At 47.1% G+C, this 15,420-nt stretch carries 14 protein-coding genes; 3 read left to right on the forward strand and 11 right to left on the reverse strand.

Going from position 1 to position 15,420, the window contains the following annotated elements; genetic code table 11:
* Nucleotides 1-40 precede the first annotated feature (40 nt).
* The 4 genes from HRM2_RS25655 to glnA all read right to left on the reverse strand — a co-directional run bounded on the left by HRM2_RS25655 (nt 41) and on the right by glnA (nt 3,935).
* The gene (locus tag HRM2_RS25655) at nt 41-565 is read right to left on the reverse strand and encodes an LPP20 family lipoprotein (protein ID WP_232364125.1); all 525 of its coding nucleotides are present in this window, start codon (nt 563-565) and stop codon (nt 41-43) included.
* Nucleotides 566-756: 191 nt separating this feature from the next.
* On the reverse strand, nt 757-1,650 hold the full coding sequence (locus HRM2_RS22555; protein WP_041273445.1) for an OmpA/MotB family protein: 894 nt from the start codon (nt 1,648-1,650) through the stop codon (nt 757-759).
* 448 nt (nt 1,651-2,098) lie between these two features.
* Nucleotides 2,099-2,326: a hypothetical protein gene (locus HRM2_RS22560; RefSeq protein WP_041273446.1), complete on the reverse strand. Its 228-nt coding sequence runs from the start codon at nt 2,324-2,326 to the stop codon at nt 2,099-2,101.
* A gap of 280 nt (nt 2,327-2,606) precedes the next feature.
* Nucleotides 2,607-3,935 (reverse strand): type I glutamate--ammonia ligase, encoded by a 1,329-nt coding sequence (glnA, locus tag HRM2_RS22565; RefSeq protein ID WP_015906344.1) that lies wholly within the window; start codon nt 3,933-3,935, stop codon nt 2,607-2,609.
* A gap of 375 nt (nt 3,936-4,310) precedes the next feature.
* On the opposite strand from glnA, the gene HRM2_RS22570 reads away from it, so the two are divergent.
* Nucleotides 4,311-4,796, forward strand: coding sequence for a CYTH domain-containing protein (locus tag HRM2_RS22570; protein WP_015906345.1), 486 nt, complete (start codon nt 4,311-4,313; stop codon nt 4,794-4,796).
* Nucleotides 4,797-4,798: 2 nt separating this feature from the next.
* Here HRM2_RS22570 and HRM2_RS28160 read toward each other — a convergent pair whose 3' ends face one another.
* Complete coding sequence (locus HRM2_RS28160) at nt 4,799-5,497, reverse strand: FKBP-type peptidyl-prolyl cis-trans isomerase (RefSeq protein ID WP_015906346.1); 699 nt, start codon at nt 5,495-5,497, stop codon at nt 4,799-4,801.
* A 163-nt stretch (nt 5,498-5,660) separates the two neighbouring features.
* Nucleotides 5,661-6,458, reverse strand: coding sequence for a S1C family serine protease (locus HRM2_RS22580; RefSeq protein ID WP_015906347.1), 798 nt, complete (start codon nt 6,456-6,458; stop codon nt 5,661-5,663).
* A gap of 92 nt (nt 6,459-6,550) precedes the next feature.
* Here HRM2_RS22580 and HRM2_RS22585 point away from each other — a divergent pair, with 92 nt between their 5' ends.
* Together HRM2_RS22585 and HRM2_RS22590 are read left to right on the forward strand one after the other, a co-directional pair.
* A complete protein-coding gene (locus tag HRM2_RS22585; protein ID WP_041274262.1) occupies nt 6,551-7,153 on the forward strand; it encodes an LOG family protein in 603 nt (200 codons plus the stop codon).
* Nucleotides 7,154-7,232: 79 nt separating this feature from the next.
* On the forward strand, nt 7,233-8,000 hold the full coding sequence (locus HRM2_RS22590) for a sirohydrochlorin cobaltochelatase (RefSeq protein ID WP_015906349.1): 768 nt from the start codon (nt 7,233-7,235) through the stop codon (nt 7,998-8,000).
* 88 nt (nt 8,001-8,088) lie between these two features.
* Here HRM2_RS22590 and HRM2_RS22595 read toward each other — a convergent pair whose 3' ends face one another.
* From HRM2_RS22595 to HRM2_RS22615, 5 genes are all read right to left on the reverse strand, one after another.
* Entirely contained in the window at nt 8,089-9,453 is a 1,365-nt protein-coding gene (locus tag HRM2_RS22595; protein ID WP_015906350.1) for an aspartate kinase, read from the reverse strand.
* 271 nt (nt 9,454-9,724) lie between these two features.
* A complete protein-coding gene (locus HRM2_RS22600; protein ID WP_015906351.1) occupies nt 9,725-11,029 on the reverse strand; it encodes a dicarboxylate/amino acid:cation symporter in 1,305 nt (434 codons plus the stop codon).
* 350 nt (nt 11,030-11,379) lie between these two features.
* Nucleotides 11,380-12,777: a sigma-54-dependent transcriptional regulator gene (locus tag HRM2_RS22605; RefSeq protein WP_015906352.1), complete on the reverse strand. Its 1,398-nt coding sequence runs from the start codon at nt 12,775-12,777 to the stop codon at nt 11,380-11,382.
* The gene (locus HRM2_RS22610; RefSeq protein ID WP_232364126.1) at nt 12,770-14,443 is read right to left on the reverse strand and encodes an ATP-binding protein; all 1,674 of its coding nucleotides are present in this window, start codon (nt 14,441-14,443) and stop codon (nt 12,770-12,772) included. Before HRM2_RS22610 ends, HRM2_RS22605 begins: the two co-directional genes overlap by 8 nt.
* 76 nt (nt 14,444-14,519) lie before the next feature.
* Nucleotides 14,520-15,419 (reverse strand): ABC transporter substrate-binding protein, encoded by a 900-nt coding sequence (locus HRM2_RS22615; RefSeq protein ID WP_015906354.1) that lies wholly within the window; start codon nt 15,417-15,419, stop codon nt 14,520-14,522.
* Nucleotide 15,420: the final 1 nt, after the last annotated feature.

Below are 15,420 nucleotides of genomic sequence, written 5' to 3' on the forward strand. Positions count from 1 at the left end.
CCCCTGCTTAAATTTTAAATCCCATGACCGAGATCGGTATTTAGTTCCCGGCATCTGACATGTAAGACGGGGGCGTCGACAATTGACCAGTAGTGGGAGATGAGGATATCCCAAAAAAAGAGCCGGGATGCCACCTGTTATCTTTTCTGAAGAAATTAAGTTTTACGGTCATTACAGCCTCGGTAATGCCATTGCTTAATCTGTTAATTTCAACAACTTCAGCACCCCTGAGCCAGGCCTGTGTCTCAGTACGTAAAAGAGTATAGTCCACGCTCCCGTTCCGGACAAACGCCTGGGAGTCAAGATAAACCCCGTGAATTTTTTCCACAAGCAGCCTGTAACCATCTGCAACTGCAGCACGTTCAGCCATGAGTTGGGCTTCGACCCTGCTCCTGGAACGTTCGGGTTCAATTCCCTTCCCAATCACACGATAGGTCACGACCTTCTGCATATCAGAAGAATTTAATGCACCATCCACCAGTGGCTGGGGATTTTTTCCACCCCCACGCCCTTTTCCCATGAACGAATAAGGTCCGCAGCCTGCAAACATGAAACTTGAAATCATTAAAAATAATAATAGCCCATGGAAAGGTTTAAATACATTTTTCATTTTGATTTTCCCTTTTTTCCAAACAAACCGATTAGAAGAACAGATTTCCCCACTTGAAAAAGAGCACCAAGTCAAACTTGAGTGCAAACAAACAAATAGATATACATTTTTCATGCCTGGGGTGATCGGCACCAATTTCGACACTTTCATTCTTGGACAAAATGTATGGTTATATCGGCACGCCTGCTCAGCACCCGGCACCGCTCACTTTTTTCCAAACATTTTTTATATTCGCCCATGCCTGTAATCTTGAAAACAGAAGATTTCATCCCCCTTTCCCTTAACTCTCGAACCACGGCGCCCGCTCTTTTTGCGCTAAGTTCTATGTTGGTCATTTTCGTTCCCCGGATCTTCCGATAATCGGTAAATCCTGTTACCTCAACCAGAACCGAATAGGGTTTAAGAAAACCTGCCAGGCGGCCTAGAAACCTTTTGTGGGCATCCGTTAATGCAAATTTACATGGGTCAAAGAGTATTGGAAAAACACTCTCCAGAACCAGTCCTGGGCCCTCAACAGCAACTTCAAAGTGGTTCTCAAGCCCGGCCTGGATGAGGCTCTCCTCCAGTGCTTTCTCAACTCCAGAAGGGGGCATTCCACGGGACCGTGATTTGGCAGTTTTTGATGGATAAGAAAGATCAGAACCGCCTGCATGATCAATCATTTTATTTAATTGTTCAATATCGCGCCCATGGATCTGTATCAATTCCATCAGTTGTTTTTTTCTCGCCTGGGCAGTCATTATTTTTTGGTTTAAAGCGCTCCTTGATGCCTTTAAAACCTCGGGCGGTAGTCTGTTCTGGTCCTGGATCGTCGAAATTTTAAGATAAAGCCATTCCCTCTCCATTTTAAAATTTAAAATGTCTTTGTCCGTCAAATCCAGCTCTGTTTCATAGGATTTCACCAAGTCAAGAATACTGTCCCGTTCAACGAGTTTAAAGGCGTCACTACTGTCAGAAGAGGAAACGGGCTCAGCCTGGACATTAAAGGGCATGAGGATGATAAAACAAATCAACGTTTTGAGCAGAGTAACCTTTCTCATCTTTTTTCCGCCTAGATCCGGGTTTAAAATAATCGCTTGCGACAGAAATGTTTGACACCAGGTGAAACATCCCTGAACAGCACAGGATAAGAAGTACCATATATCCGACAAAAGAGATATCGACACCTTGGATTGAATCTTTAATCTCTTTGTCCCCATGGAATGTGCGCCTTGAGTCTTCAAGAACGAGGAATACCCAATTGAGAAATGGGAAAGAAATAAAAACCTTCGCCCGGAACGATGGGGGGGTTAACCTACAGGGGGGATTGGCACCAAGGTCAATCCCTGGGAATACCCACCAGGGATTGTATTTGACACCTGTTCGATTCTATTGTGCATCTTCAGACCCTTCTTTGGATCCAATCCTTTGCGGGGGAGGACCCCCATGCTTTCAGGGGCAAGGGGAGAACAAGAACAGGTTCACAATGGAAATTGAAACAACCGCTGTTTATTGTTCTTCTGGTTCTCCTGCTAATTCCAGATCCTGAGCGCCGGAACTTCTGACCAGAATATTGCAGTGGGGACAAACCATTTTAAGCTCAGTAACCTTCCCCCTGAAGAGCTTTCCCTTACAGTGGGGACAATAGTAATCAACCAGACCAGAGCTATCTGCACCCCCGTCCACGCTCTGGTACATTGATGGGTTAACATCTTCGTTGCTGCGGTCCATAGCCATATTTCCCCTTCCTTTTCAATCTGTTTGACATATATTTATATATCTTTTGCACTTTAAACAGAAACAGACCGGGCATACCCGATCACTACAGGGGTCTTTAATAGCAGATTAAACAAAAAAGCAAAAGAATGTTCAGAAGAAAACATACATAAAAAAGAAGAGGGCCATGGCGTTTCATCCCATGGCCCTCCCTGTACAACAATTTTTTATTACAATTTCTCTTTCAGTCAACCATTAATTTGTTGCGGCCGGAGCAGACATCATACGCCGGCCGTGCCGGTTAATAAATATTCAGGTATTCTTTAACTTCCCAATCGGTGACGCTGATCCGGTAGTGATCCCATTCCGCCTCCTTGTTGATGATATATTTCTCATAGATATGCTCTCCAAGGGTATGGCGGGTAAGGGGGCTTGCCTTCAACTCCTCTATGGCTTCACTCAGCGAAGACGGCATGGAGGCAATGCCGGCCTCAATCTTTTCTGTAGCCGTCATATCAAAGATATTGCTGTTCGTTGGGGCTGGAACCGCAAGTTTGTTCTTGACCCCGTCAAGGCCTGAGCTGAGCATCATGGCAAAGGCAAGGTAGGGGTTACAGCAGGGATCCGGGCAACGGAGTTCAACCCTTGTGCCAATGCCACGGGAGGCGGGAATCCGGACAAGGGCACTTCGGTTTGAAGTTGACCAGGCCACATACACAGGCGCCTCATAACCCGGCACCAGGCGTTTGTATGAGTTGACAATGGGATTGGTTACGGCTGAGAACCCCCTGGCATTCTTCATGATACCGGCAATGTACTGGTAGGCCACCTGGCTTAACTTCAGCGGGTCTGATTCGTCTGCGAACGCATTAGTTCCATCAAGATTGAACAGGGACTGGTTGGTGTGCATACCGGAACCATTGATACCAAAGATCGGTTTTGGCATAAAGGTGGCGTGGAGCCCATGTTTCTTTGCAATGGATTTTACGACCCATTTAAAGGTTACAGTATTGTCGGCACAGGTCAGGGCATCGGCATATTTGAAGTTGATCTCATGCTGGCCCTCGGCAACCTCATGGTGGGACGCCTCGATCTCATACCCCATCTCCTCCAGGGTTTCGATGATCTCCCTTCTGCAGTCAAGGCCGGTATCCTCGGGATCAAGGTTGAAATACCCGGCATTGTCGTCGGTTGTGGTTGTTGCGTTTCCCTTCTCATCCAGTTTAAAGAGAAAGAACTCGGCCTCTGTGCCGACGTTCATGGTAAATCCCATCTCCTTTGCCTCGGCCAGGATTCGCTTAAGGTTCACCCGGGGACATCCTATAAACGGAGTGCCGTCGGCCTTGTGAACGTCACACATGATTCTTGCGGCAGACACGCCGTTCCTGCGCCGCCATGGCAACACACAAAAGGTGTTGTAATCGGGCTTAAGATACATGTCAGACTCCTGGATCCGGGCAAACCCGTCAATGGAAGAACCGTCAAACATGATCTTTCCGTCCAGAGCCTTTTCAATCTGGCTCTTTGGCACGGCAACATTTTTCATGAACCCGTTGATATCACAGAACTGAATTCTAAAAAAATTAACATTCTCTTTTTCTATGATTGCTAGAATCTCTTCTTTTGTCATTTCAAACGCTCCCTTTCAGTATCGTTAGTAATTACCTGGTTAATATCCATCATTTGGTTCTGACATAAAAGCACTAAGCGTGCCAGGGAATTAGAAAGAAACAGATTAAAAACATACAATGCTTTATTTACAGGAAGTTACATACATTTCCAAACGAAAAAATTCCAGAAAGAACACCTCCCGAGGCTTGTCTACCTGGGACAATAAAATACATTTTTGCAATATTTTTATCCCGAAAAACACACTTATGTAAGAACAGACTTTAATAAACATGGGGCTTGATTTCCTTGCTGCTACAGAGGGGCTTGCAACTTTTAGGTGACAAGTCGTTTTTAGCCTCTTGCCTTTTGCCTGGCATTCGGGGTATTTTCAATAATGGCCATTGAAATAGAACGAAAATTTCTGCTGCGGCACGACACCTGGCAACAACAGGCTAAAACCCATGTTGCCATGCGTCAGGGGTATATCAAGAATAGTGTGGAAGGTGTGGTAAGGGTCAGGATTGTCGATACCGCGGCATTTCTAACCATCAAAGGCCAAACCTGCAGCTTCACCCGCCTGGAGTATGAATACCCCATACCCATCGCCGATGCCCAGGAAATGCTGGACCGTCTCTGCCCCAAACCCCTGGTGGAAAAACAGCGATTTTTCATTGATCATGGGGGATTCACCTGGTGCGTTGACCAGTTTACAGGTGCCAACATGGGACTGGTCCTTGCAGAGATCGAACTTGAGTCGGAAGACCAGACCTTTGAACCACCCGCCTGGATTGGCCGGGAGGTAACGAAAGATCCCCGCTACTACAACGCCAGCCTGGTGAACCACCCCTATTTAGAGTGGAAAGTCAGACCCGTTCCCTGAAACTATCCGCTGATGCCGAGCAGCTCGATCTCAAAAATCAGGGTGGTACCCGGCTGGATTGTGGGACCTGCACCCCGGTCACCATAGGCAAGGTCAGCAGGGATATAGAGCATCCATTTGGATCCCACATTCATGAGCTGAAGGGCTTCTGTCCACCCTTTGATCACGCCCTGTACAGGAAATGACGCAGGCTTCCCCCTTTTGTAGGAAGAGTCAAACTCTACACCGTCAATGGTCGTTCCCCTGTAATTGCACTCCACCGTGTCCGAGGCCACCGGTTTTTTACCTTCACCATTTTTAATAACCTTATACTGAAGACCGCTTTCAAGGGTAACAACCCCCTCTTTTACCTTGTTCTCAGCAAGAAACACATCCCCGTCGATCTTGTTTTTGTCCGCAACTGCCTGCATTTTTGCCATCTGGCTTGCCTGCATCTGCTGCTGAAAGATCGCCATACTCTGCTGCATCTCTTCAGCGGTCATGAGGATTTTTCCTGTGGTGCTCGACGTGAACCCCTTGAAAAAAGCCTCCTGATCAACGGCATAATCTTGTTTGATGTTGTTTCCGATGGTTGCGCCAAGGGCATAGCTGATCTTCTCTTTTTCAGTTTTCAATGTTTCATCGGCACAAAAGCCTGAACCGGCAATAAAGAGTAAGGCGGTTGCAACGGTGAGGCCACGGGTGATGTTCTTTGCTAGCATGAAGAAGCTCCTTTAAAGGACTAAAAAGTTAATTAAACCATTTCTGCTACCAGAAACTTGAGACAATAGCAATCAAAGTTTTTATCTTGACTTCAGAAGGACAATCCCATGGAAATTTTATCACACCATGGGCCACCTGATACAATCGGCCATGGTATGATCTTCAATAATTCAGGCCCGCCTTTTTAAGGATTGCCTTTACATGGCGGAGGGGAATGGCATAGGTGATACCGCTGGGATCAGTGATGGCATTTTCCTTTGCCCCTTTTACCAGCACCATATTGACAATGCCCACAACAGCACCCGTCCTGATGTCATACAATGGACTACCGCTGTTTCCCGGGTAGGCCGTGCCGTCGAGCTGGAAAACATCAAAGGGATTGATAAGAAGATCCACCCGTGACTGATCCAGTTTGCGGCCTCTGAACACGGGAAGAATGATGGGCGTGATGGCAGATATCAGACAGTGGTGGGTCACCACATGGAGACCCAGGGCTGCCCCCAAAGGATATCCCGACAGGGCATACACCTCTCCTTCCCGAACTGTTTCATCATTTCCAAGGGTCAATACAGGCAGGGGATCTCCCGGTATTTTCAACAGGGCAAGATCATGCTCCCTGTCCGTCAACACCACCTCGGCCGGGGTAACGGACAGATTTCTGTCCCGGCCTGTGAACACGGCCAGAAACTCATGGTATCTTGTGTTGAATTTTTCTGGAATCACATGGGCATTTGTGATCACATGATTTCCGTCTGCTATCACAAACCCTGTTCCGCCGAGCACCCCGGGAGGACGGCGTGTTTTCTGAACCGTGCCGATACCGACAATGGCGGGTTTGACCCGTTCGATGGTGTCAGGCAAACATTCGATCCCGTTGCAGGCCATTGCCCTGTAGGGTGATAAAACAAGGCAAACCACAATCCATACAAAAAAAACGGCTGTTTCTTTTAAGCTTGTCATAGTATGTTACCTACCACATTGAACAGAATAGATACAGCCGCGAATCACGGCTGGGAGTACAAACAACCATGACCCTGCAGGAAAAATCAATTATGAAACAAATTTGCGTATTTTGCGGATCAAGCGCCGGCTCGGATCCGGAATATGTTAACATGGCAGCCAAACTTGGAAAGGCCCTTGCAGAAAAAAGCATCGGGCTTGTCTATGGAGGCGGCAGTGTCGGAATGATGGGCGTTCTTGCCGACTCCGTCGTCAAAAACGGAGGAAGCGTCACCGGCGTTATCACGGAACACCTTTATAAAATGGAGGTGGCCTTTACCGAACTTTCCGACCTCAGGGTTGTCAACACCATGCACGAAAGAAAGGCCCTGATGGCAGATCTTTCAGACGGTTTTATCTCCCTTCCCGGCGGGTTTGGCACCATGGATGAAATGTTTGAAATCATCACCTGGGCCCAGCTCAACCTCCACCAGAAACCCTGCGGGTTTCTCAATGTTAATGGATATTACAACAAGCTCATCGAATTTATTGATCACATGATCCTGAAAAACTTTATCAATCAGGCATGCAGACCCCTGGTCCAGGTGGATGAAGACCCGGCAGGGCTTCTTGAAAAATTCCACAACTACACGCCTTTACCCACCAACAAGGGTGAATGGAGTAAACGTCTTGCGGCCAACGAGTGCCTTGGCTAACCGGCATGACCGTGGAAAAAAGATCCCAAAAGGCCTGGCCCATGGCAGGTCTTGAGCAGCAACAAATCAAGGAGTAAAAATGACCATCCCCGTTGTGTTGACAGCATTTGGCACCACAGAAAAGGCCTTTTCCACCTACGCCCGGATGGATGCAGCCTTCAGGAGACTCATCCCGGAAACGCCCTTGTACTGGGCCTACTCATCAAGAATGGTAAGGGACAACCTTAAAAAAAAAGGGGGAACAAACCCGAGATCCCCATCCCAGGTCCTTGAAGATCTCAGAAAAAAAGGCCATGAATGGGCCGTGGTCCAGTCGTTGCACCTTGCCTGGGGCCACGAATTTGAACGCCTCAGGGAGACGGCCGGGAACACCACTATCCGCACGTCCATGGGGCTCCCCTTGCTGACCTCCTTTCAAGATTATCTGGCAGTGGCCGATGCCCTGGCCTATCTGATACCCAATACCGACGACGAAGCCGTGGTTTTTGTGGGACATGGCACCGACCATCCGGCTTGGGCCGTCTACCCTGCCCTGGAAAACGTGCTTTGCCATCGGTATGGGGAACGTGTCTTTACAGGGGTCTTAGAAGGGATGCCCAAGATCGAAGAAACCATTGCAAAACTCAAACGTCACGGTTTTACAAAGGTCTGCCTTATTCCCTTTCTGCTCGTGGCCGGGTTTCACTTTAAAAAAGATCTAACCCTGGATGATTTTTCCTGGGAAAAACGGCTTGAACAAGAGGGCATCCAGGTCAGGGTAGAACCCCGGGCCATGGGCGAAATCCCCGGCATCATCGAAATCTTTGCAACCCACATCAAGGAAGCCCTGGATGTAATCCCAAGGTGATGCCTAGTGCACAAAACATTAAAAATCAGACGATTCCAGACTTACGAACCGCATCAATCCGTTTACCCGGGGTAAATTACCATGGGATTCAGACAAAATGGGAATGAAGGGCCTGAAGGGTCTTTTCAAGATCATCTTCATGGACCAAAAAATAAAGAGCAGCCTTGGACGGACCAAATGAGATCATTTCAATATTGACATTGGCCTCAGACACGGCTGTAAAACAACGAGCCGCAATGCCCTGGTGGTTGTGAAGACCGTCTCCTGCCACACAGACCAGGGCATTGTCATTGATTGCTTCGAGCTCCCTAAACAGCCTTGGCCGGATATCGCTCAAAACCCTGTGGGCCTGTTCTATGTCCTTGCGGGACAGAAGAAGACAGATGCAGGTCTGGGAGGTAACCACGGATTTGATGTTGATCCCGGCATCGGACAGGCAGGTTGCAATGGCTGCAAGAATTCCCTGGCGCAGCCCCACCCCCGACGCATAAACTTTTAAAATGGCAATATCCCGTGAATGGGAGACACTTTTAACCACGTTTTCAGCAGATACTGCCTGCTCGGTGATCAGGCTTCCTGGACCGTCGGGGTTAAGGGTGTTTTTAATTGTAATATTGATACCGGATTTACGAACCGGTTCCACCGTTCTCGGGTGTAGAATGGATGCACCAAAATAGGCAAGCTCAGACGCCTCTTCATAACTTAGCACTGAAATGAGCTTTGCCCCGGGAACCACACCAGGGTCGGCGCTCATGAACCCCTCGGTGTCCTTCCAGATTTCGAGAATTCCAGCCTTGAGGGCGGCCGCCACAACCCCTGCGGAATAGTCACTTCCTCCCCGGCCAAAGGTGGTGACCTCATTTGTCTGGCTCACGCCAAAAAAACCGGGAATAAACACAATGGTGTCAACGGCCATGAGGGGTCGCACATTTTTTTCCATCTGTTCAGTGGTCAATTCCATGTTGGCCGTGGCGTCACCGAAACGGCCATCGGTGATGATGCCCGCCTCCCGGGGCATGATATAAACGGCCTGTTCACCCCTTGCCTGAAGCACCCCTGCCATGAGAATCACGGAAAGTCTCTCACCATAGCTGATGATGATATCCCGCATCCGGGATGTGGCTTCCCGGGTGAAATTGATGCCGAAAAAGTACCGTTCAAGCTTTATAAAATGTTTTTCCAGTTTCTGGGCCAGGCGCAGAAAATCCTGTTCTTCCGGTATCAGTGTTTGCGCAAGCACAAGATGCTCCTGGCGAATCCCGTCAATCAGCGCCGGAATCGTCTCCTCATCGACCAATGCCATCTTTATGCCAATGGACAGCTGATCTGTGATGCCTGACAGTGCCGAAAGAACAAACACGTTCCCCCGTCCCCTTTCGCCAATCAACTCCACGATCCTGGCGACAACCCCTTGTCCCCGTAAACATCCCCCACCGATTTTAATAACCTTCATTGTCCGACCTATCCCCCGGGATCAATCTCCCGCAAAGCATATCGTTATCATGATATAAGGGTATGGCCAGAGCAAGGTATCTACCCTACCCTGGCCACACCAAATTTCAAACGCCTCCAAATGTGAAGCTTGGAATGGTCTTTCACAAAAATGCCAGAAAGATACACCGAAAGGTCCCAATTGCGCAAGTAAATCCATGGGGGATCTTTACCGATGACGAACGGTTGAAACCCAGGACAGTGGATTTGGTCGGCACCATCCTCTGCCAGGATCAGGCCACCTTGCTCATTTTTTTAGAATCTCCACCATCATTCCAGATGGCTTGATCCAGTTCCTTTTCACTTTTTGCAACCGCACAGGTTACGGCAAGGTCACCCGTGACATTTAAAGCGGTTCTACCCATGTCAAGAAGTGCATCAATACCGAAAATCATGGCATAGGCCATTGCCACGGTTGTTCCTGGTTCAACCTTTAATCCAACTGAATTTAAAACCAGCAGAAGCATGATGGCACCGGCTCCGGGAACACCAGCCGCGCCAATGGATGCAAGCACCGCTGTTATAATGACGGTAAACTGCTGGTCAATGGTAAGGGGTGAACCAATGGCAAAGCCAATGAAGATGGCACACACACCTTGGTAAATAGCGTTTCCATCCATGTTGATGGTGGCGCCCAGGGGAAGGGTAAAGGAAAAGACTCCCTTTGAAACGCCCATTTTTTTCTGGGCAATCCCAAGGGTCACCGGAAGGGTTCCACCGCTGCTGCGGGTAACAAAAGCCGTTATGGTCGCTTCCTTGGCCCTTGAGAAAAACTGAATGGGAGAAATCCCAAAAAAGGCGAGTAATCCGCCATAAACAAGGACGGCATGGATGACAATGCCAAGATAAAAGGACAGGGTGAGAATTCCAAGGGGGCCGAACGCCTGGGCGCCCTGCTTTCCAAACACAACGGCAATAAGGGCGAAAACACCGATGGGTGCGTATTGAAGAATCCAGTTTACCATTTTGTAAATAACTTCTGCACCCCCTTCAAAAAACCGAAAAACCGTCTCAGCCGCATCTCTTATCCGCTCCTCCTCACTGTCCCGGATAAAGGCAAGACCGATTCCAAAGATAAGGGTAAAAAATATTGTCGGCAGTATCTGGCCGGATGATACAGCGGTAAAGGGATTTTTAGGAATGATATTTACAAGTGTATCAAGCATTGACGGTTTTGTCAGTGCCTTGCCAAATTCCGATGACACACCGGCAAGATCCATTCCTGCTCCAGGATGAAAAATGTTGCCCATGAGAAGGCCGATGCCAACGGCGAAACCGGTGGTCAGCATATAAAATAGAACAGTCTTACCACCAACCTTACCAAGACGGGCAGGCTGAATGCTGGCAGCCCCCACAACAAGGGTAAGAATAACAACGGGCATGACAATCATCTTTAAAAGGCGAACGAAAATATCTCCAAGGGGACTTATAACCGCAATTTGCGGACCAAAGAACAATCCGGCAACGGCTCCCAGAATCAGACCAAGTAAGATTCTGATTAAAAGATTGGATTTAAAATACCAGTTCAGCACTTTCATGTTTTTAATTCTCCATTTAAATGTTTGAATTCCATGTCACGATTGACTCTGTTAAACCTGTCACCATGGGAACGGTTACCTCCAGATTCCATTACCCATCACATGACAACCAGAGCAATACCCATGCCCCTTAAACACAAGTAGGGCAGTGGCGCTCAAAACAAAAAAAATAAACCTGGAATTACATGGGGTTAAAAACAAAAAAGCCTTGCACACCGGTTTTTCTATAATTGGGAAAAAAGGGTGAAGCCGTTTGGAATCCGCACAGATCGTGCGGACAGGCCGTGCGGTTTCGCACGCTTCACACAGACAACGCACCGGTTTTAGACCCATGGCGAGGTGCAGGAACTTTAAATCTTGAGACGGCTGATTCTCCTCAAGAGGGAGTAGCGGCTGATTCCAAGGGCCTTTGCAGCCCTTGTCTTTACATTGTCCGCCTTTTCCAGCGCATTGACGATCATCTTTTTTTCAACGGCTGTTAAAATCTCATCCATGGGTATCTGTTCACCTCTGGAAAAATCCTGCTTAAAAACATGCATCGGATCGAACCGGTTCTCTCTTTCTGAAGCAGCAATCGGTTGTATCATCCCGTCTGGGAGGTGTCTGCCCGTAATTGTGGCACCATCGGAAAGAATGACCAGACGCTCTATAAGATTTTTCAGTTCCCGTACATTGCCGGGCCAATCATAGTTCAAAAAGATGTGCTGGGCATCCAGGGCCATGGACAAAAGATCTTTACCGAATTTCCGGCAATAGTGATCCAGGTAGTAGTCCGTGATTTTAAGAATATCTTCTTTCCTGTCCCGGAGGGGGGGAGAAAATAACGGGACCACATTGAGCCGGTAAAAAAGGTCCTGGCGAAAGGTCTGTTCACGAATGGCCTGTTCCAGGTTACGGTTTGTGGCCGTGATAATAAATACATTCACACTGACTTCAGAGGTTCCACCGACCCTTCTGAATGTTTTGGTCTCAATGAATTTAAGAAGCTTTGCCTGTAACAGAATGGAAAGTTCACCAATTTCATCCAGAAAAAGAGTCCCGTTGTTTGCAATTTCCACCAGGCCTGTCTTACGATTTTTGGCATCGGTGAAAGCGCCTTTTTCATGGCCGAAAAGTTCACTTTCCAAAAGATGCTCAGGAAGCGATGCACAGTTAATTTCGATAAACGGCCTGCCCGATCTTGGATTGAGATTATGTATGGCCTTGGCCAGTAGATCTTTTCCGGTTCCACTTTCCCCCCGGATTAAAACCGTTGTGGTCTTGACATGGCTCAATTTTTTCACGGTTTTATAAAGTTCCAGCATGGGTGGGCTGTCCCCGATGATATTCTCAAGAATAACGGCCTTATAGGATCGCTGACGATGGTGCTCCACCTCTTTTACAAGCTGTGCCTCACCCAGCACTTTTTTAATGATAAGTTCAAGCTCTTCCATATCAAAGGGTTTGTTAAGATAATCAAAGGCGCCTGTTTTCATGGCCTGAACAGCAGATTGAACATCACCGTGGGCCGTAATCATAACGGTGGGGATCTGCCTGTTCATCAGCCTGATTTGTCGGAGCACCTCCAATCCGTTCATGTCAGGCAATCGAAGATCAAGTAAAATAAGATCAGGCTCATTTGCGCCAAGATAGGATAAAAACCCGTTGGCATCATAAAAGGGGTATACCCGATACCCTTTTTTAGTCAGACCAATCCTGAGGGAGTTTACAAGCACTTTTTCATCATCCACAATTGCGATTTCAGCCATCTCCAGGCTCCCTGTCATGATATTCTTTGAATGTCAGTTGAAATTGAGTTCCGTTTCCAACCCGGCTTGAGACCTTGATGCGGGCATTGTTCTGGGCAAGCAGGGTATAAACGATGGACAGTCCCAGTCCCGTGCCGGTACCGGACATGGAAAAGAAAGGATCAAAAATATGATCGACTTTTTCCTCAGGTATTCCCGGCCCGTTATCCTTGATGATAATTACAGGGGCAGTGGATTCATTTTTAAAACTGGCAAGGGAAATAATCCCGGTACCAGGGGCCACGATTGAAATTGCATTTAAAAGAAGGTTGATAAACACCTGAACCATCTGATCCCGGTCTGCCATGGAAATACAGTTTCTCACCTCGTTGGATATGGTAATCTTTCTGTTCTTGATCTCCTTTTGTAAAATACGAAGGCAGTCATCAACAATTTCTTTCATATCACATCGGGTTATTCTTGAAGGCCGGGGTTTGGCAAAGTTGAGAAGGTCTGTAACAATTTTATTTAACCGGTTAACCTCCTGACCGATGTCCTGGGCCATCCCCTTGATATCGTAGTAGTCGTTTTCGTCAAGGTTAACCTGTGTTTCATGCCTGGGACATAATTGAAGAACTTCCACCATGACCTGGGCCGTGGTTTTAATCCCGGCCAGGGGATTTTTGATCTCATGGGCAATACCGGCAATCAAAAGCCCCAGGGCGGCCAGTTTATTTGATTTTATCAGTTCAAGCTGCCGTTCCTTGAGTTGTTTTGCCATCTGGTTGAATGCATTTGAAAGCCGCCTGACTTCAATGCCCGAAGGGGTTTGGATTCGATGATCCAGGTTTCCCGCTGCAAATTCCCTTGTCCCGTTGATAATTTCAGTCAAAGGATGGATCTCTCGTCTACTAAAGAAAAAAGAAGCCCCCATGGCAAGAAGCAAGACAACGAACATAAAAAAAAGATTCCTTTGAACAAGCTGGTGCACATCTTTAAAAAGTTCTCGTTCAGGAATACGGAGCAGAATACGCCAGTTCATGACAGGAATCTGTGCGGCATACTCTTTTTTTTTATCATTAACCTGTTCATGGCGTTGAAACTCGTTTTGACTGAAAACAGGCTCACCTGTTTCCATTACAATAAGTTTTTCACTGTCCGGTCCCATTTCCAAGCGTTCCAAAAAGGCGACAACATGATCCAAGGGGATAAGAACGGATACAAAACCCACGGGTTGATGTTGTTCCTGAAAATCGTAGACCCTTTTAAATATGGCAATATGGTTTTGGTCATTTTCCTTGAATATTTTATAAAAAACATCATCTACCCCGGCCATGGACCTGTTTTTTCCTAGAACAAACTGATTTGGACTTGTTTGTTCAGTCATGTGATTTGCTGCCAGCACTCTCCCGTGGTTTGTGAAAAGGGTTATGCGTTCATAAAGCGTTCGACCGTTTCTAAACCGATCGAGTTTTTCCCTGAGCAGGTTTAGCCGATGGGTATTTTGATATTCCACAAACGCAATTTGTACATAGGGAAGGGTCGACAACTGTTCCATGTCATGGACGATCTGAAGACAGAGCGTTTCCGTCTGTTCTGCAATCCGCTGAACAAGCTGGGACACCTGTTTTTCAGTGACGGTTTCAATGGATAGGGTATAGGCATTTACAGAAAAATAAAAAACCATGACAAGGGGGATAAATCCAAAAACGAAATACAGCCAGAATATCCGCCATTTTAAAGGCAATTTTAACATTTAACGACTAATCTTCCCACCAGGACGGTTTCATGGGAAAGGCTATCACATTCAGATACTCTTTAAACCCTGGAGGCATTTTAATGGGGTATTCCCCTGTTGCTCCCATCCATCTCCCATAAATTTCATAAAATCTGTTTGTATTCAGGGACCACCGGATGGTGTTATTCAGGAAATCACGAAAATCTGAATTATTTTCAGGTACGATATAGGCATAGGGTTCGTAGGAGATGGCAAAATTAAGAATGGTGAGCGCATTTGGATCACTATCCTTTATGCGCATAACATTGAGCAGGGTACGATCCAGGCAGAGGGCATCTATCACTCCTTTTTTAAGATCCGTAAACCCCTGGGAAATCGTCTTGATAATTTTAATATTGACCGACTTTAATCTTTTGATTTGAACCATGGACTGTAATGCCGAAAGATTGGTTGTTCCAGCGGCAGCGCCAACGGTTTTTCCGTTGATGTCATCCATGGTTCGAATTGCGGACTGGGACCTTACCATAAAGGTGGTTTCAGAAATAAAAAACATCAGGCTGAAGTCAACGGTTTGTTCACGCTCCAGATTATAGGTCGAAGAACCCATCTCCACATCAATTTCATGTTTTACAATCAGGGGAATCCGGTTTTCAGTGTTGATCACAACGGGTTGAATACGGATTTTTTTTCTAAAATGCTTTGACAGATTTTCAGCCAGCAACCCTGCCATGTCAACTGAAAAACCAATGTGCTCGCCCGACACAGGATCCAGATAGGCAAAGGGAATGGCGTCTTGCCTGAAGCCGATGCGGATAATGCCCGTTCGCTCTATCCTGTCCATGATTTCATCCGACCCCCCAGGCGCCGCTCCACAGATGATGAGGAGGAAAAGCGTCAGACCTATATTTATTATTTTTTTTATCATG

The organism is Desulforapulum autotrophicum HRM2 (assembly GCF_000020365.1).
Lineage (GTDB): Bacteria > Desulfobacterota > Desulfobacteria > Desulfobacterales > Desulfobacteraceae > Desulforapulum > Desulforapulum autotrophicum.

Bases quoted from the DNA above. Each gene is read 5' to 3' on its own strand.
- HRM2_RS25655 (WP_232364125.1), bottom strand. From the start codon at position 565: ATGATTTCAAGTTTCATGTTTGCAGGCTGCGGACCTTATTCGTTCATG.
- HRM2_RS22555 (WP_041273445.1), bottom strand. From the start codon at position 1,650: ATGAGAAAGGTTACTCTGCTCAAAACGTTGATTTGTTTTATCATCCTC.
- HRM2_RS22560 (WP_041273446.1), bottom strand. From the start codon at position 2,326: ATGGCTATGGACCGCAGCAACGAAGATGTTAACCCATCAATGTACCAG.
- glnA (WP_015906344.1), bottom strand. From the start codon at position 3,935: ATGACAAAAGAAGAGATTCTAGCAATCATAGAAAAAGAGAATGTTAAT.
- HRM2_RS22570 (WP_015906345.1), top strand. From the start codon at position 4,311: ATGGCCATTGAAATAGAACGAAAATTTCTGCTGCGGCACGACACCTGG.
- HRM2_RS28160 (WP_015906346.1), bottom strand. From the start codon at position 5,497: ATGCTAGCAAAGAACATCACCCGTGGCCTCACCGTTGCAACCGCCTTA.
- HRM2_RS22580 (WP_015906347.1), bottom strand. From the start codon at position 6,458: ATGACAAGCTTAAAAGAAACAGCCGTTTTTTTTGTATGGATTGTGGTT.
- HRM2_RS22585 (WP_041274262.1), top strand. From the start codon at position 6,551: ATGAAACAAATTTGCGTATTTTGCGGATCAAGCGCCGGCTCGGATCCG.
- HRM2_RS22590 (WP_015906349.1), top strand. From the start codon at position 7,233: ATGACCATCCCCGTTGTGTTGACAGCATTTGGCACCACAGAAAAGGCC.
- HRM2_RS22595 (WP_015906350.1), bottom strand. From the start codon at position 9,453: ATGAAGGTTATTAAAATCGGTGGGGGATGTTTACGGGGACAAGGGGTT.
- HRM2_RS22600 (WP_015906351.1), bottom strand. From the start codon at position 11,029: ATGAAAGTGCTGAACTGGTATTTTAAATCCAATCTTTTAATCAGAATC.
- HRM2_RS22605 (WP_015906352.1), bottom strand. From the start codon at position 12,777: ATGGCTGAAATCGCAATTGTGGATGATGAAAAAGTGCTTGTAAACTCC.
- HRM2_RS22610 (WP_232364126.1), bottom strand. From the start codon at position 14,443: ATGGTTTTTTATTTTTCTGTAAATGCCTATACCCTATCCATTGAAACC.
- HRM2_RS22615 (WP_015906354.1), bottom strand. From the start codon at position 15,419: ATGATAAAAAAAATAATAAATATAGGTCTGACGCTTTTCCTCCTCATC.